Origin of the sequence: Planotetraspora thailandica (assembly GCF_016863335.1) — a bacterium.
Lineage (GTDB): Bacteria > Actinomycetota > Actinomycetes > Streptosporangiales > Streptosporangiaceae > Planotetraspora > Planotetraspora thailandica.
The window spans coordinates 18,524-37,578 of sequence record NZ_BOOR01000051.1 but is presented as its reverse complement, the minus strand read 5'-3'; the positions used below and the strand labels follow the sequence as shown (position 1 = coordinate 37,578).

Below are 19,055 nucleotides of genomic sequence, written 5' to 3'. Positions count from 1 at the left end.
TAGAGATGGCAGTCGGTGCCGGGAAATGCTTGGCAGTCGCCTTGTTCCTCTGTTAAGAGGAGGGATGCCCGAGGCCGGGCTGACCATGGTCATCACGTGAATCAGTCAAACATGTGAGTCAACGGAGAGATCGAGTGTTCATACCGAAGCCGGAGCGGTCAGTCGTCGCGGTGCCCCCGCCGGGGGACGGGCCCGGATTCTGGGCCGGCGCACCCAGTGCCGTCAGCAAGGACGGATGGATCTACCTCGCCTACCGGCTCCGGCGGCCCATCGGCGCCGGTCGCGGATATGCGATCGAGGTGGCCAGATCGGCCGACGGCGTGCGTTTCGAGACCCTGCTCACGATCACCAAGGAGCAGATGAACACCGAATCCCTGGAGCGGCCCACGCTCGTGCTGACGCCCGAGGGCATGTGGCGCCTCTATCTGAGCTGCGCCACCTACGGCACCAAGCACTGGCGGGTGGAGGTCCTCGAGGCGGCGGACCCCGCCGAGTTCGACCCCGCCGTCGCCAAGGTGGTCCTCCCCGGAGACCTCAAGACAGGGGTCAAGGACCCCGTCATCGTGCACCACGAGGGCCTGTGGCACCTGTGGGCGTCCTGCCACCCGCTGGAGGACGCGCAGGAGGCCGACCAGATGGTCACCGACTACGCCACCAGCACGGACGGGCTCGACTGGGCCTGGCAGGGCACGGCACTCGACCGGCGGCCCGGCTTCTGGGACTCCCGCGGGGTCCGCGTCAGCGAGGTCACCTTCACCGGCGAGACGGTCATCGCCTACTACGACGGCCGGGCCTCGGCCGAGGAGAACTACGAGGAGCGGACCGGCGTCGCCATCGGCCCGGACCCCTCCACGCTGACCGCGACGGGCACCGGCCCTGCGGCGCAGTCGGAGTACGCCGGCGGAGGCCTGCGCTATCTGAGCGTCGTGCCCGTGCAGGGCGGCCACCGGCTCTACTACGAACTGACCCGTGAGGACGGCGCCCACGAGTTGCGGACCGAGCTGCGCTGATCCCGCGGCCCGCCTAGGCCGGCCTCCCCTTGGGCCGGCCGTTGCGCGCCTGCCGCTGGCCCGACGGCCGGGTGCCCACGAGGCCGCCCGACCGCTCGCGCGGGCGCAACCAGTCGCTGAAGTCGTCCCCGGTGACCTCCTGGAGAAGGGCGATGTCGGCGGCGAAATAGGACAGCAACTCCTGCCGCTGGGCCCATGTGAGCGGTTGCCGCGCCTGCCCGTTCCGCTGCAGGAGCGTCTCCAGGGGGGCCGTGAGCCGTTGCCCCAGGAACCGGTCGCCGAGCCGTACGAGCTGGGAGAGCAGCTCGTGGCGGCGCGTTTCCGGAGGGTGCGCCGTGACGTTCTCGCGGGGCACCTCGTCGACCAGCCCCGGTTCGACGCCGAGGAAAACGCAGATGCGGTCGAGGGTGTCGGCCGGGCGATCGACCAGGTCGCGGTAGCGGAAAAGCAGCACCTGCTCGCGCGGGAACAGGCTGAACAGGTGCCCGAGCTGCTCGCCGTACCTGCCGAGTGAGACGTAGTGCCAGAACGGCGCCCAGCCCGCGGCGATCCGCTCCCGCTCCCGGGCGCAGGCCTCGACGATGTCGCCGATCGGCTCCAGCCCTGCCGACCAGAGGTGGGTCCAGTTGGAGTGGGCGCGCTCGACGGGATCGCGCAGGGTGACGATCAGTCGGGCGTCCGGTATCGCGTCCCTGATCCGCCGCTGAGCGACCAGGTCGTAGAGGTAGAACGGGGTGGATTCGCCCCGGAGCGCCCCTGGTGGCGCACCGGCGAACAGCGCCTCATAGTCGGCCCGTCGCCATACGTGCTCGCGGTAGGTCTCCGCGTCGCCGGGGCCGCCTCTCGCCGGCGGCGGCCCGTCGGTCAGGAAGAACTTGGGCTCCTTGACGGCCGACATGTGCAGCGCCGGATGACGGGCCAGCGCGGTGTGCAGGGCGGTCGTCCCGGCCTTCGGTACCCCGATCACCAGGAAGTCAGGAAGGGCCATGTCGCAATCCTCCATCTTCCCTACAAAAATAGTTGGAAATATCACCTCCTGCTAAGTGTTGTTCGGAGTTGGTGTACCACCAAGTGGCGGGCTCTACCGCGTGGGGCATTTTTCGCATCATCGGCGGTGATCGTCGGTAGTGTGATGGTCATGATCCACCAGGATCCGGAGGAAAGCCGCGATCAGCGTGCGGCAAGGGCCGTCTACGGCACTGATCGAGGCCGGCGGCCCGGGCTACGCGGACCTGGAGGCCCTGTCATGAGGAGAGCCGTCCTGGCCTCGGCCCTGCTCGCGCTCTCGTCGTCGGCCGCGGCCTGCCAGGGCGGAGGGGAGCAGGCCGAGGGCTGCGCCGGGACGGACCGCTCCGGTGCGGTCCACATCCTCCAGGGCGGCACCTACCCCCTGCCTGAGGGCGCCCGTGCCGCGATCAACTCGGTCACCGGACAGCAGGCCACGCTGACGCTGCTCGGCGGCGCGGCGGGCGAACCGGGAACGGTGAACGTCAAGGTGGGTGACAAGTTCACCGTGGCCGGCCACGGCTTCGAGGTGGTTCAGATCTGCGCGGCCCGCGTCGCCGTCATCGGCTCCTGAGGGCCCGGGGGCGGCCTCGCCGTAGATCTCGAACCAGACGTCGTTCCTGCCGTCCTCCCTGACCAGGCCCCACCGGTCCGACAGGGCGTCGAGCAGCGGGATGCCGCGCCCGCCGGTGCCGTCGGGGACCGCGTGGCCCGCGCACGGCGGCCCGGCCGACCCGTCGTCCTTGACCGTGATCCGCACCCTGTCGGGCAGGCGGGAGACGGTGATGACGAACGTGCCGCCCTGGCCCGACCGGGAATGCACGACCGCGTTGGTGACGATCTCGCTGGCCAGCAGTACGCAGTCGTCGTGTCGTGGGTGATCGCGGCCCAGCACGGCCGACACCAGTCTGCGCGCGTGCCGCACCTGCTCGCGCGCGCCGGCGAGCCGGGCCACGCGGTTGCCCGCCCCGTCCCCCGAGATCTCCATCGAACCTCCTCTGTCGTCCCACCGATAGGACGCCCCCGAATCGGAGGGAGATGTCACAGGAAGGTATGAGTGTGGTTGCCTGCGTGGAATGTCCTCGAGCCATCTGTGCCGAATAATTCCTGAAATGAGAAACAGGTCCGGGAATGTGGCGCCGACGACAGATGTCTCAGGAAAGGTGACCGAACCGCGAGAGACATCGTTCTCCGGCAGCACCGCGTGGAAGCAGCGTCTCGAGACGCCGCTGCGGGAGTTCCTGCGCACCGAGACGGGCAGCGCCGCCATCCTCCTGACCGCCACGATCGCGGCGCTGGCGTGGGCCAACATCGATCTCAGGTCCTATGAGGCGGTGTGGGGTGCCCCGCTGTCGGTACGGCTCGGCGACGTGGGCGTCTCCCAGGACCTGCGCCACTGGATCAACACCGGTCTGATGACGTTCTTCTTCTTCGTGGTCGGCCTGGAGGCCCGCCGCGAGTTCGACATGGGGGAACTGCGCGACCGGCGCAGGCTCGTGCTTCCGGTCCTCGCCGGCATCGGCGGCATGGTCGTGCCCGTCGCGATCTATCTGGTGTTCAACGGCGGCGGGCCGTCGGTGCACGGCTGGGGCGCCGCGATGTCGACCGACACCGCCTTCGCGCTGGGGATGCTCACCCTGGTCGCCTCCCGCTTGCCCTCCCGGGCGCACACCTACATGCTGACGGTCACCGTCGTCGACGACCTGATCGCGCTGTGCGTCATCGCGTTCTTCTACAGCGAGCACGTGTCGCCGTATCCGCTGCTGATCGTCGCCGTGATCTTCGCGCTGATGCTGCTGCTCAAGTCCAGGTCCGTACGGCAGGGCCTGGTCTACGCCGGGCTCGGCGTGGCCGCCTGGGTCGGCCTGTTCGAGTCGGGCGTCGAGCCCGTCGTCATCGGCCTGGCCATGGGCCTGGTGACCGGCGCGTCGCCGGCGGCGAGGGACGACCTGGAGCGGGCCACCGACCTGTTCCGGTCGTTCCGCGAGCAGCCGACCGCCGAGCTGGCCCGCTCGGCGAGCGTCGGGGTCGCCAAGGCGGTTTCGCCGAACCACCGGCTCCAGCAGCTCTACCACCCGTGGACGAGCTACGTGATCGTGCCGTTGTTCGCGCTGTCGAACGCGGGCATCCCGCTCAGCGGGGAGTTCCTCTCGCGGGCCATCACCTCACCGATCACGCTGGGCATCCTGATCGCCTATGTGGTGGGCAAGCCGATCGGCATCATCGGCTCAACCTGGCTGGTCACGCGGCTCAGCCGCGGCCGGGTGCGCCCGCCGGTCGGCTGGGCGGCGGTCGCGGGCGTCGGCACGATCGCCGGCATCGGGTTCACCGTGTCGTTGCTGATCGCCACGCTCGCCTTCACCGGCGCCGAGCTCGAAGAGGCCAAGTTCGGCATCCTCGCGGCCGCGTTGTGCGCCTCGCTCATCACGTGGATCGTCTCGCGGGCCACGGCTCTGCTGCGGCCCAAGACGCGGGCGCGGGTGCTGCTCGGGACGGCGGAGAGCATCGTCGACCTCGTTGCTCCCGTCGATCCCGATCGCGACCACATGCGCGGCCCCGAGGACGCCCCGGTGACGCTCGTGGAATACGGCGACTTCGAATGCCCCTACTGCGGCCTCGCCGAGCCGGTCGTCCGCGAACTCCTGGCCGACTTCGGCGACCTGCGCTACGTGTGGCGGCACCTCCCGCTGCGCGACGTGCACCCGTCAGCCCAGCTCGCCGCCGAGGCCGCGGAGGCGGCGGCCGAGCAGGGATCCTTCTGGGAGATGCACGACCTGCTTCTCGCGCACCAGGGCGACCTGAAGGTGAACCAGATTCTGTCCTACGCCGAGGAGATCGGCCTGGACCTCGAACGCTTCCGCCGGGATCTGAAGGAGCACGTGGGGGCCGACCGGATCGCCGAAGACACGGACTCGGCCGACTTGAGCGGCGTGTCGGGTACTCCGACGTTCTTCATCAACGGGCGGCGGCACCACGGCGCCTACGACATCACGACGTTGTCGGCCGCCGTCCGGTCGGCCCGGGTGCGGGTGGCCCTGAGGTCGTAGGCGCCGGCGGCAGTTCAGCGGGCGGGGGAGGAGCCGTTGGCGCTGAGCGCGGGCTCGGGCACCGATATGGCGGGGAAGGTGCCCGTGTCGACGATGCCGTGCTCGTGATAGGCGGCCTCGATCAGCGCGTGCGCCTTCGGCTCCAGCTTCCACAACGCGCGGAACTCCCTGGCGGTGTCGACCGGTACGCCGACCTCCTCCGCGATGTCGGCCGCCCTGGGCACCCACTTCTGCTCGATCTGCTGGTCCCAGTAGTCCCGGGCCGCCCGGATCCATGCGCCGCGCTGGGCGGGGTCCACGACCGGCGGAGGGGCGTCGGCCGCCCGGATCTCGTCCTCGTCGTCGACCGCAGGGGCGGCGGCCCCCGCGGGCAGCGCGGGATGGACGAGTACGGCATGCGGCTCGACCACCGCCACGGCCTCCTCCGCCTCCGGGGCCCATGGAACGGGCGGGTTCAGGTCGATGAGGGCGGCGGTGTTATAGAGCGCTCCAATCTGGGACAAAAGCGCCTCCTGCCGGTTTTCGTCGACCGCCAGGCCGGTGTATTCCACGGCCCGGTCCATCGCCTTGTCGAGCTTGAGGAGGGCGGCGCGCATCTTCCTGTCCGACGCCCCGGCTTCGCGGAGCGCGCGGGCGCGCTTGGCCGCCAGGGCGACGCGGGTGAGCCTGCGGTGGGCGTCCACCTCGCTCGCGGTGCGGTCGCTCGCCTCGGCCAGGCCGACCCGCACCAGCACGCGCTCGGGCGTGAGCCGCCAATTGATGCGGGCCCGCCCGGTGATGCGGTGCCGCTCGATCGCCATGCCGCGCTCCCACAACCAGGCAGCCACGAGCGGTGCGGCCAGGCGGAAGATCGCCTCGGCGAGGCTGTCGGCGTCCATGCTGGACAGCACAGCGGAAAGGCAGGTGAGGGCCCATACGGCGATGCCGTCGATGCCGGCCGAGTAGTTCTCGCGCATGTTGCGGCGGGCCCGGACGGCACTGGTGATCACGGCCACTTCGATGAAGGCGAAAAGCAGCAGTCGCAGCGGGCCGTCGAATTTGAGCACGTCACCGGAGAAGCGCCACATGCCCTGCGCGGAGACGCCGGTGGCGATGCTGGCGGCCACGATCGTCAGGATGTCCTCCGCCGGGCGGCCGGCGGCGTAGCGGCGGACGAGCCGGCTCACCGAGCGGTAGGCGGCGCGCAGCACGAAGAAAATCAAGGTCAGGAGCGCGAGGGCGAGCACGCAGATGATGACGGTGCCGACCGGATGGTCCGATGTGAAAGTGGTGATTTGATCAATAGGTGGCATCAGTCACTGTCTTTCGATCTCCGACAGGATATCTAGGAGATCATTCCAGAATGTGGGCATCGTCCGGGGCGAAACGCCTGCTCACATTCGTGACTGCGCTTATTGCGGTGATTTGTGGGATATCGAGGTCATGCCAGCCAGGCGTCGATTCCGCGGAGAAGCCGCTCCTTCGTCGCGGCCGGGGCGAAAGACGAGACCACCGACGCCCGGGCGAACTCGGCCATCACGGCTTCGCCGTACCCGAACGTCTCCGCGACCTGGGCGTACTCCTGCGATAGCGACGTGCCCACGATCGACGGCACGTCGGTGTTCAGCGTGACGACCAGCCCCGCCTCGCGCAGCCGGGGGAGCGGGTGGGCGGCGAACGACGGGACGAACCCCAGGGCGACGTTCGACGTCGGGCACACCTCCAGGGGGATCGCCCGCTCGCGCACCTCGGCGACGAGGTCGTCGTCGTCCAGCACGCGGATGCCGTGGCCCAGCCGTTCGGTGCCGCCCGGCGCGATCGCCTCCCGGATGCTGTCGGGGCCGCACGCCTCGCCCGCATGGTGCACCACGTGGAGCCCCGCCTCGCGTGCGGCGTCGAACACTTCGGTGAACGGCGCCGCCGGATAGGTCTCCTCGCCGGCCAGCCCCACACCGACGACGCCGCCGGCCGCGTAGCGGGTGGCCAGCTTCACCGTGCGCCACGCCCGGTCGAGTGAACGCCGCCGCGAATGGTCGAGCAGCACCCGGGTCTCCACGCCGTGGGCCGCTCGTCCCTCCGCGAGGCCGGCCAGCACGGCCTCCAGGGGCATCTCCAGGTCGCCCAGGCGTTCGCCGTGGGAGGCGGCCGTGAACGTGACCTCCGCATAGCCCGTGCCCTGCGCCGCCTCGTCCTCGCAGAACTCCGCCGCGATCCGGTGGAAGTCCTCAGGCCGCCGCAGGCAGTGCCGTACGAGGGAGTTGTGGTCGGCGAACTGCCGGAATCCGGAGAAGGCCGCGTCACCGGGGTGGCCGGGGACGTCCACGCCGTTCGCCGCTCCGATCTCTCTGAGCGTCTCCCATCTGACCGTGCTCTCCAGGTGAACATGCAGGTGGGCCTTGGGGAGGCGGGTGAGGTCGCGCACGGGTACCGACGCTAGAGAAGGACCGCGTCCGCTCGCACCTGATTTGTTCACCCGTGTCGCTTCATGAGCCGGACTGATCGTCGTGTTCGCAGGTCAGCGAAGGGAAGCCTTCTTTACCCTGAACGCATGCTGCAGAAACCCGCGGAAATCATGGGCCGTGACCGTGAGTGGGAGATCCTCTCGGATTTCCTGCGACCACGTCCCGTCGACCGCCCAGGGACGGCGATCGCGGCGGTGACGGGTCGGCGCAGGGCGGGGAAGACCTATCTGCTCCAGGAGTTCGTACAGCAGGCCGGGGGTCTCTACTACGAGGCTCGACAGGAGGACGGCCTGCTGGAGGCGCAGGGACGGCTGCGAGCGGCGATCGCCGAGTACGAGCCGGGCCGGGCCGCCGAGATCGGCACGATGCCGCTCGGCCAGTCCGACACCTGGGACCGACTTCTCGAGCTGGCGATGGACCTCACCTTCGCGCGCAGGACCGACGACATGGTTCCGCCTGTCGTCATCGACGAGTTTCCGTACCTGCTACGCGAAACCCCCGTGCTGCAGTCGATCCTTCACCAGCTCTACGACAGCCGCATGCTGCGGCCGACCCCCACCCGCGGGATCAAATTCGGGTATTTCGACCGGGCCATTCACGGGAAGCTGCTGCTGTGCGGCTCGGCGATGTCGATCATGCACGAGCTGGGACACGGCTCCCGGCCGCTTTTCGGCAGGCTCGCCTGGACGATGACGGTCAAGCCGTTCGACCACGTCGACATGGCCCGCTTCTGGAGGATCGAAAACCACGAGGTAGCCCTCCTCCTGCATGCCGTCATTGGCGGCGCCCCGGGATACCTCGATCTCACGGAGGAGCGGACGGGTTTGCGTCCGCCGCGGACCCTGGCCGAGTTGGACGCCTGGATCGTGCAGACGATGTTCACCTCGGAGTCAGGCCTTTTCACGGAGACCGAGATCTGGCATCTCCTCAGAGAGGACCCGCGGGCGGGGGACAAGGCGATCTACCAGCAGGCGATGGAGCAGATCGCGGACGGTGCCACGACGGCGGCCCAGGTGGGCGGGCGGCTCGGCAAGCCCAAGGAGGAGCTGGAGCCGATCATCGACCGGCTGGTCGCGATGGGATACGTCGAGGAGCGCCAGGAGTTCTTCCCGAACAGCAAATACGTCTTGCGGCTGCGCGATCCCGTCGTGCGGTTCCACTACGCGGTGGTCGAGCCCGCCATGCGAATGCTCGGTGGGGGCGAGCTGGACGCTCCGGAGGTCTGGAAGCGCCTCGCGGGCGCCTTCCGCTCCCAGGTGCTCGGCCCGGCCTTCGAGGAGGTCGTCGACGTCACCGCTATGCGACTGCTCCGCAACCGTGGCATCAAGGTGGGCGACTACGGCTGGACGGTCGTGCACGACCCGGACGTCAGGAAGAACTGCGAAGTCGATCTCGTGGGGATCGAGGAGTTCAGGCTTGCCCGGCACAAGGACGCCCCGGTCGTCGTGATCGGCGAGGTGAAGGCGACCCAGCGCAAACGCGGCCGGCAGGACCTCGAACGCCTGCGCCGGATCCGTGACCTCCTCGCCCGGCAGCGCCCCGCCGCGGACGCCAGGCTCGCCCTCTTCTCGATGTACGGATTCTCCGACGCACTGGTCGAGGAGGCCGAGCGCGCGCCGGACGAGGTGCTCCTCTTCGATCTGGACGACGTGTTCGCCTGGGGTCAGATGCCCAGGGGTCAGATGTCCGGGGGTCAGATGTCGAGGTTGAGCCGGGCGAGTGGCTCGACCAGCTCCTCCTCCTCGTAGCGGAGGTGTGACAACAGGGCGTCGGACAGCAGGTCGACCTGCTCGCGCACGCCGCCGAGCTGCTCCGGGTCCTCGATCATCGCGACGAGCGCAGCGTCCAGCCCGGTCAGCAGGCTCGCGATGACCTCGTGCTCCTCCTCCAGGCGTTCCACCACCGGCGCAAGTTCCTGCTCCGCCTGGGCCAGCATGGGGAACATGTGCTCGTCCTCGATGGTGTGGTGGGTCGTCAGCAGGCGGCAGTAGGACGCGCAGAAGGTGCCGAGGGTCCAGTAGTTCTGCCGCATCGTGAGCTGGTTGATCATCGAGCGGAGGGCGGCGGCGTCGCCCTGGCCGTCGGCGACCTGCTCCAGGGCGTCCCTGATCTGCGCCAGTTCCTGACGCAGGTGGTCGTGGATGAGCACCAGGCGCTGCCCGTTGGCACGCTGGGCGGGAGGCAGCGCGTTGATGTCGCGCTTGGGCGACCGCGGCCGGGTCGTCTCGTCGAGCACGGTCACGGGCGCGAAGGCCGTGTGCTCCTGCTGCGGCGCGGGCGCGCCCGTCCCGCGCTCGCGGCCCACGGCCTCGCGCACCGCGGGTGCGACCTCCTGGGCGAACGTCTTGAGGTCGCGGTCGTCCCCGCTGGCCAGCACGAACACGCTCATGCCGTACCGCAGGGCGAGCTCGGTGAGCTGTTCCGCCCACACGGACGGAGGGCCGGACAGGAAACCGCCGCCCGACATGCCGGAGAAGTGGCCGTTGACGTTGTAGACGCGCCGGATCTCGGCCGGGTCGCGGCCCACGCTCTCGGCGGCGGCGTCGATGATCGCGGTCATCGCGTCCAGCTCGGACGGAGCCGCGTACCCCGACGAGGGCACCCAGCCGTCGCCGAGCCGCCCGGTCAACTCCAGCATCCGCTGCTTGTAGGAGCCGATCCACAGGCCGATCTCGTGCGCGGGGAACGGCCCCGGCCGGGCGCCGTCCAGGGTGTAGTGCCTGCCGTTCAGGGAGGCGGCCTGCCCGGGCGTCCAGAGCGCGCGGATGACCGCGATGGCCTCCTCGAGCGCCTCGACCGCCTCCGCGGGAGTGCGGCGCGGGCCGCCCATGGCCGCGATGCCGTCCCAGAACCCTCCCGCGCCCAGGCCCAGCTCGACCCGGCCGCCGCTCAGCAGGTCGAGGGAGGCCGCGCTGCGGGCGAGTACGGCCGGCGGGCGCAACGGCAGATTGGCCACGTCAGGAAATAGCCGGATTTGCGACGTACGGGCCGCGAGGACGGACAACAGGGTCCAGGTGTCCAGGAACGACGGCTGGTAGGGGTGGTCCTGCACGCCGATGATGTCCAGCCCCACCTCTTCGGCCATCGTGGCCTGCCGTACGAGCCGGTGGTGCCCGGCCGCGTCCGGCGTGAGGAACGCTCCGAACCACAGTTCGTGCCCGAAGTCAGCCATCGTTGTCCGTGCCTCTCCCGAGCCAGCGATCTCCCCATGCGACCAGTGGTTGCACGGCGAGAGCCAGCTCCTTGCCTCGCTGCGTCAGTGTGTAGGTGATCTGGACGGGGGTCGTCGGCTGCACCTCGCGGACCAGCACCTCGGCGGCGTCCAGCTCGCGCAGGCGCTGGGCGAGCACCCGGTCGGAGATGCCGGGCACCGCGGCGAGGAACTCGCTGTAGCGGCGCGCACCCTCCTGCGCGGCCATCAGGATGGCGCCGTTCCAGCGCCGCCCGACGAGCTCGATCGCGGCTTGGAACGAAGGGCAGCGCGCCTCGAAATCATCTTTTGTCGTCATGAATCAAATCACCGCCGGACAGCATAGCTTACTTTCGAGAAGTTACTTACATTGTGGAAGTGTCCTGGTATGGCATGATCTCTCGCCATGGAGCTCCAGATGCCGGAGGGCGCCGTGTTGTCGGTCGTGACCGGCTCCCGTGCCTACGGGCTGGACGGTGAGGAATCCGACGTGGACCGGCGGGGCGTCTTCGTGGTCCCCACGCCGATGTTCTGGCGTCTCGACAAGCCGCCCACGCACGTGGACGGCCCCATGCCCGAGCAGTTCTCCTGGGAGATCGAGCGCTTCTGCGTGCTGGCGATGCGGGCCAACCCGACCGTCCTGGAGTGCCTGTGGTCGCCGATCGTCGAGCACACGACCCCGGTCGGCGAGGAACTGCTCGCGATCCGGCGGGCCTTCCTGTCCCGGGCAGCCGAGCGCACGTTCGCGGCCTACTCCGACGACCAGTTCCGCCGCCTGGAATCGCGGGGGCCGCAGGGGCCCGACGCCCGGTTCGCGGGCGAGCTCCGCTTCAGGAAGATGGCCATGCACCTGCTGCGTCTGCTGGCCGGCGGCCTGCACCTGGTGCGCCATGGTGAGCCGCTCGTCCGCGTCGACGACCGCCTCCGCGAGCGCCTGCTCGCCGTACGGCACGGCGAGACCGGCTGGCAGGAGGCGAGGCGCTGGCGCGCGGAGCTGACCGGCGAACTCGCGGCGGCGACAGAAGAAGGGAGCGCGCTCCCCGAGGAGCCGGACAAGGAAGTGATCGAGGATTTCCTCGCCCGGGTACGGAGGTCGGCGCTGTGACCGCCGTGCTGCCGGGCTGGCTGGACCGCATTCCGGGCGAGCAGCCGCATCCGCTCGCCTTCGCGACGGTCAGCGGCGCGCACCTGTACGGCTTCCCGTCCAGGGACTCCGACGTCGATCTGCGCGGCGTGCACATCCTGCCCGTCGAGGACGTCGTCGGGCTGCGGCCGGGGGAGGAGACCGTCACCCGCTCCTGGGTGCGCGAAGGCGTCGAGGTCGACCTGGTCACCCACGACCTCGCCAAGTTCAGCCGGCTGCTGCTCGGCCGCAACGGATACGTGCTCGAGCAGCTGCTCTCGCCGCTGGTGGTGGCCTCGTCGCCGGTCCACGAGGAGCTCACGGCCCTGGCCCCGGCGTGCCTCACCCGCCATCACGCCCATCACTACCTCGGGTTCGCCCGCACCCAGCGGCGGCTGTTCGCCAAGACGGGCGAGCTGAAGCCGCTTCTCTATTCGTTCCGGGTGCTGCTCACGGGCATCCACCTGATGCGGACCGGCCGGCTCGTCGCCGACCTGACCGGGCTCATGGACGGCGGCCCGCCATACCTCGCCGAGCTGGTCGCGGCCAAGCGCGCGGCCGAGCACGGCGCACTGCCCGGCGACGCCCCCGGCGCCGACGTCCTGGACCGCGACCTGGACGCGCTGACCGCCGAGCTGGAGGCCGCACGCGACCACTCCCACCTGCCGGAACGGCCCTCCGCGCAGGACGCTCTGCACGATCTGGTCGTACGGACCCGCCTGTCTGACCCCCCACGCTGACAATTCGGACACGCTGGATATGCTGACCTCTGCAAGATCAAGAGAGAAGTATCAGGGGAGTCCTCTTTTGAGGCGAGACCGCCGATCCTGGGCCTTTGATCCGACCACGCCCAACGTCGCGCGTTTGTACGACTACTACCTGGGCGGCAAGGACAACTTCGCCGCCGACCGCGAGGCGGCGGAGCGCATCCTGTCCGTCGCCCCGGAGCTCAGACTCGCCGCCCGTGAGAACAGAGCCTTCCTCGGCCGCGCCGTACGCTTCCTTGCCCGCCAGGGCATCACCCAGTTCCTCGACATCGGCACCGGCCTGCCCACACAGGGCAACGTGCACGAGGTGGCCTCCGAGGTCGTCGAGGACGCGCGGGTCGTCTACGTGGACAAGGACCCGGTCGTGCTCGGCCACGCCAGGGCGCTGCTGGCCGAGGCGGACGGGCACACCGTGGTCGTCGAGGGCGATCTCCGCCGGCCCGAGGACATCCTCGAGAACGAGGACGTCGTCAAGGCCATCGACTTCGGCCGGCCGGTGGGCCTGCTCCTCGTCGCGATCATGCACTTCATCCGTGAGGAGGACGATCCCGCGCGCATCGTCGCGACCCTGCGCGACGCGCTGCCCCCGGGCAGCTACTTCGTCATGTCGCACGGCACCCGCGACGCCCGGGCCGAGGCGGTCACGACGGGCACGAAGGTCTACGAGAACGCCGCCGCTCCTCTGGTGCTGCGCAGCCGCCTCGAGATCGAAGCACTGTTCGACGGGTTCGACCTGGTGGATCCGGGCCTGGTCTGGCTGCCGCAGTGGCGACCTGACCAGCCGCATCTGTTCGACCCGCCCGAGAGGTCACTCATCCTCTGCGGCGTGGGCCGCAAGACCTGACAGCGAGGATCCCGCGTGGAGATCGGTCTGGCACTCGCCCAGTACGGGCGTTTCGCGTCACTCGACAGCGTGCGGCACGTGGCGCGGGAGGCCGAGTCGCTCGGATTCGCGAGCCTGTGGGTCGGCGACCGCCTCATGACCCCGCTCGCGCCCAAGGATCGCTATCCCGGCGGAGACGGCACGATCCCCGAGGCCCACCGGGTCTTCCTCGATCCGATCGCCGTGCTGTCGGTCGCCGCCGCGGTCACCACGCGTGTACGGCTCGGCAGCAGCGTGCTCAACGCCTGCTGGTACCCGCCCGTCCTGCTGGCCCGCTCGCTCGCCACGGTCGACCAGCTGAGCGGCGGCCGGCTGCGTGCCGGGCTCGGCCTGGGCTGGTCGTCCGATGAATACGCGGCCGTCGGAGTGCCCTGGCGATCCCGAGGGTCGCGCCTGGACGCTGTCCTCGACGTGCTTCACGCCGTCTGGACCGCCGATCCGGTGGCGTACGAGGACGACCGATGGGCGATCACGCCCAGCCACATCTTCCCCAAGCCCGCGGGTAGGCTCCCGGTCTACCTGTCCGGGTTCACCCCCGCCGCGCTGGAACGGGTCGGGCGCAGAGCCGACGGCTGGCTGCCCGCGGCGTTGCCGATCCCGGTGCTGACGTCCATGTGGGACACCATCCGCGAAAGCGCGCGGCGGGCGGGCCGCGACCCCGACGAGATCCGGGTGGCGCTGCGCTGCAACCCGATCGTCACCGAGGAGCCCGCCCCCGACGCCCGGGTGCCGCGGACGGGGACGGTCGCGCAGATCGCCGGCTACCTGTCCGCCGTGAAGGCCGCGGGAGTCCATGAGGTCTTCGTGGACCTCCAGCTCACCGCCCGCGACGACGACCACCTGCTGGAGCTCGCCCAGGCATTCCTCGCCGCCCTATGACCTGAAGGCCGGGCCTCCGCCATCGGCGGCGGCGCCGGCATGTGTGCCGCCCACATTGATCGGTCTCCCGCGCCGGGCGAACGTGTGCCCGAACAACCGTAGAGGGAGATGCGATGAAACGACGTTCCTGGGGGCGGCTGTCAGCGGCGCTGGGCCTGATGGCGGCCACCCTGCTCGCGACCCCGTCCTCGCCCGCCGCCGCGACGACCTCGGTCACGCTGGAGGCCGCCTACACATCCGGGATCCAGAACGGCTGGGCCCGCGTCGAGCGCTACAAGGACAACTCCAGCGGCTTCCAGGCGGAGACCTATCCGTCGGACGGGCGCGGCGACCAGACGGGCCAGACCAAGCACTTCTTCGGCGACGTCGCCCGGCCGCACTCCTCGCGCTTCCTCCTCTATTCCGCGCCGGGATGGCAGACCGGGACCAAGCCCGTGCCTGTCCTGCTGGTGCACGGCGCCAACCAGACCGCCGACCAGGCATGGGCCAACCCGAACGCCGCGGGCGCGTACGGCTGCGGCCAGGCGAGCTGCCCGACGACGGGGCTCATGCAGAGCCTGAACGGCAAGGGCTACAAGGTCTTCGCGATCGGCTTCCCCCACACGACAGGTGACGGCTACTACTGGTCGGAGCAGATCGGCGACGCCGTCGCCCTGATCCGGGCGAAGACGGGCGCGGCGCAGGTCGACGTGGTCGGCTGGTCCAAGGGCGCGTTCAACGCCCGCATGTACGTCTCGTCCCTGCGCAAGTCGTGGGGTACGCCGTACGCGGGCGACGTGCGGAAGCTGATCCTGCTCGGCGGCCCCAACAAGGGATTCGACTGGGGATATCGGCACGGCTGGACCCACGATTTCGCGATATTTCCGGAATGTGGGGGCACGCTCAACGCGCCCGCTCCGCACACCAAGATGGTCTGCTACGGCCTGTGGCGCACGCACACCGACCTGAGCTACGAGGGCGACGCCTATCCCGGCTCCGACGACATGCTCTACCGCTGGGACGACGTCTATCCGCTGCCGGTCACCGAGCAGGACTGGTACACCACCTACTACGGGGGCACGGGCTTCTACACGGCCGGCCGCGGCATCCAGTACGCGATCGACCGGGGATCGCTGGTCGTGCCGCTGATCAACGCGGGGACTCCCGCGAGCGTGCCGGTCTACCAGCTCTGCGGCAACACGCCCGACATGGCGCTTCTGCACAACGAGCACACCGGGCCCTCCGACGGCGCGGTGTTCGTCGCCAGCTGCACCGCCCCCGACGGGATCGCCAACCGCGCGACCCCCGCGATCCTCGGCCTCAACCACCTGGAGCTGGGCTGGGCCTCCTCGGCGATGAACCAGGTCGCGACCTGGCTCGGCTGATCCGGTCCCGCGGGCGGGCCGGCGACGACCGGGGGCAGGGATGACCGATAATGGCTCCATTCGCTAGCACTCCAGGAGACCCCGGTGACCAGCCCACTCGAGAGGGACAACCTCGATCTCGCCACGAGCGCCCAGGAGCTGGCAGACAGTGCTCCCGCCGGCTCACTGCGCCAGGCGGCCGCCAAGTCGCTTGCCATCACCTTGGCGACCACCCGCGACATGACCCAGGCGCGCAGCGCTCTGGACGGCGTCGCCCCCGACGACGTGCGCCAGGCGGCCCTCGATCTGTTCGACCAGCTCGCGGGGCACGCCTGACCCGGTGAACCATCCGCCCCGCCGCTCGAGCGGCGGGGCGGTCTCATCAGGTCCGGAACCGGTCCGTACGGCCCGGCCTCACGAGGCGGCGCGCGGCCCGGAGGCCGAGGCGAGCCCGGGAGGCGCGGCGGCGAGGGCCGTCTGGATGGCCTCGATGAGGGCGAGCGCGGCTTCCTCGGTGAGCTCGACGGCGACCCGCGCCGACGGGCCCTCGCCCGGATTGGTGAAGTCGATGTTCAGGGTGTGCTCGTGGCACGCGTGGAACGGGTGGTCGACGTAGACCGCGCCGTCACTGACGGTGAACCAGCCCGAGGCCCCCTTCGCGGCGCCGTCGAGCTTGATCTTCTTGGTGAGATACGTGCACATCGTGGCTCCCGTCAGGCGCTCAGGTGACGGCCGTAGAAGTCGAGGATCTTCTTCCATCCGTCCACGGCGGCCGCGGGACGGTAGGAGGGCCGGTCGACGGCGAAGAACGCGTGGCCGGCGTCCGGGTAGCTGTGGAACTCGTGCTCCTTGCCCAGCTTGTCCAGCTCGGCGGACAGCACGCCGACCTCCTCCGGCCCGGGGAAGGAGTCGTCGGCGCCGAACAGCCCGAGCAGCGGAGCGGACAGGTCGCCGGCCTTGGAGATCAGCGAGGTCACCTTCATGCTCATCTCCGCGGGCGGCTCGTTGACCACGAAGGCGCCGTAGCAGTCCACGGCCGCGTCGATCTGGAGCGAGCAGGCGGCGAGGAACGACTGCCGCCCGCCGGAGCAGAAGCCGATCACGCCGATCTTGCCGTTGGCGTGGTCGAGCCCGTTGAGGTAGGCGGCCGAGCCCGCGACGTCGCCGACGAGCTGCTCGTCGGGCACGCCCCCCTTGGCACGTGCGGCGGCGGCCTGGTCGTCGGGGCTGACGCCCGCGCCCTCCCGTGAGTAGAGGTTCGGGCAGACGGCCGCGTAGCCGTTGACCGCGAAGGTCCGGACGATCTCCTTGTTGGCCGCGTCGTAACCGGGCATGTGGTGGATCACCACCACACCACCACGCGGCGTGTCACTGAGAGGGCGGGCCAGGTAGGCCTCGAGCTCCGCGCCCTCGTGCCCGGTCAGGGCGACCGTGCCGGCCCAAATGGCGTCGTTCATCGTGTTTCCTCTGTTCGATCACGCCGCGGGAGCCGTTCCCGCAGGCGGGGTGGGATTCGTGTCAGGCGATGCTGCGTCGGCGATCATCAGATCATGTGCCGGTTACTCGGCGCTTCCGGCCGTCGAACAAAGAGGCGGCCGCCCCGACCACCATCATGACGGCGGCGGCGGAGAAGACCACGAACAGCCCCTGGTGGACGGGGCCGGAGATGAGATTCGGGAAGAACTCGTTGCCGGTGAGCCTGGCCTGCGTGGCGGGGGGAAGAGCGTGCAGCACGTCGGGCGGCAGGATGGTCTTCACCGGGTTGAACCCGAGGAACGCGGCGAACAGGCTGCCCACCGGCGGCAGGTGGCCGATCGACTCGGCGACGCCCGCGGGCACCCCGGACGACTCGAGGCCCGAGGTGAGCGCGTTCGGCAGCCCGGTGGCGAGGCCCACGATGAGCAGCGAGAAGAACACGCCGATCGACAGGGCCTGGCCGGAGTTCTGGAAGGTGCCGCGCATTCCGGCGGCGGCGCCCCGCTGGTTGGCCGGCACGCTGCTCATCACCCGCGAGGTGTTGGGCGAGGAGAAGATCCCCGAGCCGATGCCACTGATCGCCAGGAGCGCGGCGAACACCCAGTAGGGGAAGTCGACCGGCAGCACCATAAGGCCGACGAACGCGGCGGCCACGATGATCAGCCCCACGGAGGCGAACAACCGCTGGCCGTACCGGTCGGACAGATAACCGGACACCGGGCCCGCGGCCAGGAACCCCACGGTCAGCGGCAGCATGTAGATGCCCGCCCACAGGGGGGTCTCCTCGAAGGCGAAGCCGTGCAGCGGCAACCAGATGCCCTGCAGCCAGATGATCAGCATGAACTGCAGCCCGCCGCGTCCGATCGCCGACAGCAGTACGGCGAGGCTGCCCGCGGAGAACTGCGGGATGCGGAACAGGGACAGCTGGAACATGGGGTCGGCGACCTTGGTCTCGATCACGCAGAACACGGCCAGCAGCAGCACGCCGACGCCGATGCCGGTCAGCACGTAGGGGTTGGTCCAGCCCGTGGCGTGCCCGCCGTACGGCTGGATGCCGTAGGTGATGGCGGCCAGCACGACGCCCAGCCCCGCGGCGAAGGTGATGTTGCCCGGCAGGTCGAGCCGCCCGGGGCGGCGCTCGCCGAGTTCGCGCAGGGACGCGTAGGACCAGATGGTGCCGGCCAGGCCGATCGGCACGCTGACCAGGAACACGACCCGCCAGTCCCATTCAGCGAGCAGGCCGCCGATGATCAGGCCGAGGAACGATCCGGCGATCGCGGCGACCTGGTTGACGCCCAGTGCCGTGCCACGCTGCTCCGTCGGGAACGCGTCGGTGAGGATCGCAGTCGAGTTGGAGAACAACATCGCGCCGCCCACGCCCTGCACCAGACGCCAGCCGATGAGCCAGAGAGCCCCGGACCCGCCGTGGAGGGGGTCGACCGCCAAGGCGATCGAGGCGATCGTGAACACCGCGAACCCGCTGTTGTAGATCCGCACCCGGCCGAACATGTCGCCGAGCCGCCCCGCGGGCACCACCAGCACGGCGGAAACCAGCAGGAAACCCATGATCATCCACAGCAGGTAGCTCACGTTGCCCGGCTCAAGGGGGTTCAGCCCGATCCCCCGGAAGATCGCCGGCAGGGAGATAATGACGATCGACGAGTTCACGGTGGCCAGGAGCATGCCCACCGTGGTGTTGGAGAGCGCCACCCATTTGTAGCGGGGGTGGTCGCGGTCGAGTCGCCTGGCCTTGCCCGCCTTGGGGGCGTCCGTGGAGCTCTTCGCATCAGACATGCGTGCTCATCCTCCTCGGACCAGATAGTAGTTGCTTTGACTAACTAACTACTCACCGGGAGGGGGCATGCCCGTACGGCACGGCAGGGGAGAACAA

The 19,055-nt window shown here is 69.8% G+C and carries 18 protein-coding genes; 9 read left to right on the top strand and 9 right to left on the bottom strand.

Annotation, left to right across the window (positions count from 1 at the left end):
* Positions 1 to 134 precede the first annotated feature (134 nt).
* Positions 135 to 1,010 (top strand): hypothetical protein, encoded by an 876-nt coding sequence (locus tag Pth03_RS28655; RefSeq protein WP_203947523.1) that lies wholly within the window; start codon positions 135 to 137, stop codon positions 1,008 to 1,010.
* 13 nt (positions 1,011 to 1,023) lie between these two features.
* Here Pth03_RS28655 and Pth03_RS28650 read toward each other — a convergent pair whose 3' ends face one another.
* Positions 1,024 to 1,998: a sulfotransferase family protein gene (locus Pth03_RS28650; RefSeq protein WP_203947522.1), complete on the bottom strand. Its 975-nt coding sequence runs from the start codon at positions 1,996 to 1,998 to the stop codon at positions 1,024 to 1,026.
* 234 nt (positions 1,999 to 2,232) lie between these two features.
* Entirely contained in the window at positions 2,233 to 3,003 is a 771-nt protein-coding gene (locus Pth03_RS28645; RefSeq protein ID WP_203947521.1) for an ATP-binding protein, read from the bottom strand.
* Between the two features lie 175 nt (positions 3,004 to 3,178).
* Here Pth03_RS28645 and nhaA point away from each other — a divergent pair, with 175 nt between their 5' ends.
* Entirely contained in the window at positions 3,179 to 5,062 is a 1,884-nt protein-coding gene (gene nhaA / locus Pth03_RS28640; protein WP_203947520.1) for a Na+/H+ antiporter NhaA, read from the top strand.
* A 14-nt stretch (positions 5,063 to 5,076) separates the two neighbouring features.
* Here the strand turns inward: nhaA and Pth03_RS28635 are convergent, their stop codons facing one another.
* Together Pth03_RS28635 and add are read right to left on the bottom strand one after the other, a co-directional pair.
* Complete coding sequence (locus Pth03_RS28635; RefSeq protein WP_203947519.1) at positions 5,077 to 6,354, bottom strand: hypothetical protein; 1,278 nt, start codon at positions 6,352 to 6,354, stop codon at positions 5,077 to 5,079.
* 128 nt (positions 6,355 to 6,482) lie between these two features.
* Entirely contained in the window at positions 6,483 to 7,463 is a 981-nt protein-coding gene (gene add, locus Pth03_RS28630; RefSeq protein WP_203947518.1) for an adenosine deaminase, read from the bottom strand.
* A gap of 126 nt (positions 7,464 to 7,589) precedes the next feature.
* On the opposite strand from add, the gene Pth03_RS28625 reads away from it, so the two are divergent.
* Positions 7,590 to 9,251, top strand: coding sequence for an AAA family ATPase (locus Pth03_RS28625; RefSeq protein WP_203947517.1), 1,662 nt, complete (start codon positions 7,590 to 7,592; stop codon positions 9,249 to 9,251).
* Here the strand turns inward: Pth03_RS28625 and Pth03_RS28620 are convergent.
* On the bottom strand, positions 9,197 to 10,675 hold the full coding sequence (locus Pth03_RS28620) for an LLM class flavin-dependent oxidoreductase (RefSeq protein WP_203947516.1): 1,479 nt from the start codon (positions 10,673 to 10,675) through the stop codon (positions 9,197 to 9,199). The two genes, Pth03_RS28625 and Pth03_RS28620, sit on opposite strands and share 55 nt — an antisense overlap.
* A complete protein-coding gene (locus tag Pth03_RS28615) occupies positions 10,668 to 11,012 on the bottom strand; it encodes a winged helix-turn-helix transcriptional regulator (RefSeq protein ID WP_203947515.1) in 345 nt (114 codons plus the stop codon). Before Pth03_RS28615 ends, Pth03_RS28620 begins: the two co-directional genes overlap by 8 nt.
* Positions 11,013 to 11,099: 87 nt before the next feature.
* Here Pth03_RS28615 and Pth03_RS28610 point away from each other — a divergent pair, with 87 nt between their 5' ends.
* The 6 genes from Pth03_RS28610 (at position 11,100) to Pth03_RS28585 (ending at position 16,024) form a co-directional block, all read left to right on the top strand.
* Positions 11,100 to 11,798, top strand: coding sequence for a nucleotidyltransferase domain-containing protein (locus Pth03_RS28610; RefSeq protein WP_203947514.1), 699 nt, complete (start codon positions 11,100 to 11,102; stop codon positions 11,796 to 11,798).
* Complete coding sequence (locus tag Pth03_RS28605; RefSeq protein ID WP_203947513.1) at positions 11,795 to 12,556, top strand: nucleotidyltransferase domain-containing protein; 762 nt, start codon at positions 11,795 to 11,797, stop codon at positions 12,554 to 12,556. The genes Pth03_RS28610 and Pth03_RS28605 overlap by 4 nt, the downstream gene beginning before the upstream one ends.
* Positions 12,557 to 12,575: 19 nt before the next feature.
* Complete coding sequence (locus Pth03_RS28600; RefSeq protein WP_203947512.1) at positions 12,576 to 13,427, top strand: SAM-dependent methyltransferase; 852 nt, start codon at positions 12,576 to 12,578, stop codon at positions 13,425 to 13,427.
* Positions 13,428 to 13,442: 15 nt separating this feature from the next.
* A complete protein-coding gene (locus Pth03_RS28595; RefSeq protein WP_203947511.1) occupies positions 13,443 to 14,345 on the top strand; it encodes a TIGR03619 family F420-dependent LLM class oxidoreductase in 903 nt (300 codons plus the stop codon).
* Positions 14,346 to 14,458: 113 nt separating this feature from the next.
* Positions 14,459 to 15,709 (top strand): esterase/lipase family protein, encoded by a 1,251-nt coding sequence (locus tag Pth03_RS28590; RefSeq protein ID WP_203947510.1) that lies wholly within the window; start codon positions 14,459 to 14,461, stop codon positions 15,707 to 15,709.
* Positions 15,710 to 15,793: 84 nt separating this feature from the next.
* Positions 15,794 to 16,024: a hypothetical protein gene (locus Pth03_RS28585; protein ID WP_203947509.1), complete on the top strand. Its 231-nt coding sequence runs from the start codon at positions 15,794 to 15,796 to the stop codon at positions 16,022 to 16,024.
* A gap of 78 nt (positions 16,025 to 16,102) precedes the next feature.
* On the opposite strand, the gene Pth03_RS28580 is transcribed toward Pth03_RS28585, so the two are convergent.
* The 3 genes from Pth03_RS28580 to Pth03_RS28570 form a co-directional block, all read right to left on the bottom strand.
* Complete coding sequence (locus Pth03_RS28580) at positions 16,103 to 16,390, bottom strand: DUF6295 family protein (protein ID WP_203947508.1); 288 nt, start codon at positions 16,388 to 16,390, stop codon at positions 16,103 to 16,105.
* Between the two features lie 11 nt (positions 16,391 to 16,401).
* Positions 16,402 to 17,145, bottom strand: a complete 744-nt coding sequence (locus Pth03_RS28575; protein ID WP_203947507.1) for a dienelactone hydrolase family protein — start codon at positions 17,143 to 17,145, stop codon at positions 16,402 to 16,404.
* Between the two features lie 91 nt (positions 17,146 to 17,236).
* Entirely contained in the window at positions 17,237 to 18,958 is a 1,722-nt protein-coding gene (locus Pth03_RS28570) for an MFS transporter (RefSeq protein WP_203947506.1), read from the bottom strand.
* Between the last annotated feature and the right edge of the window lie 97 nt (positions 18,959 to 19,055).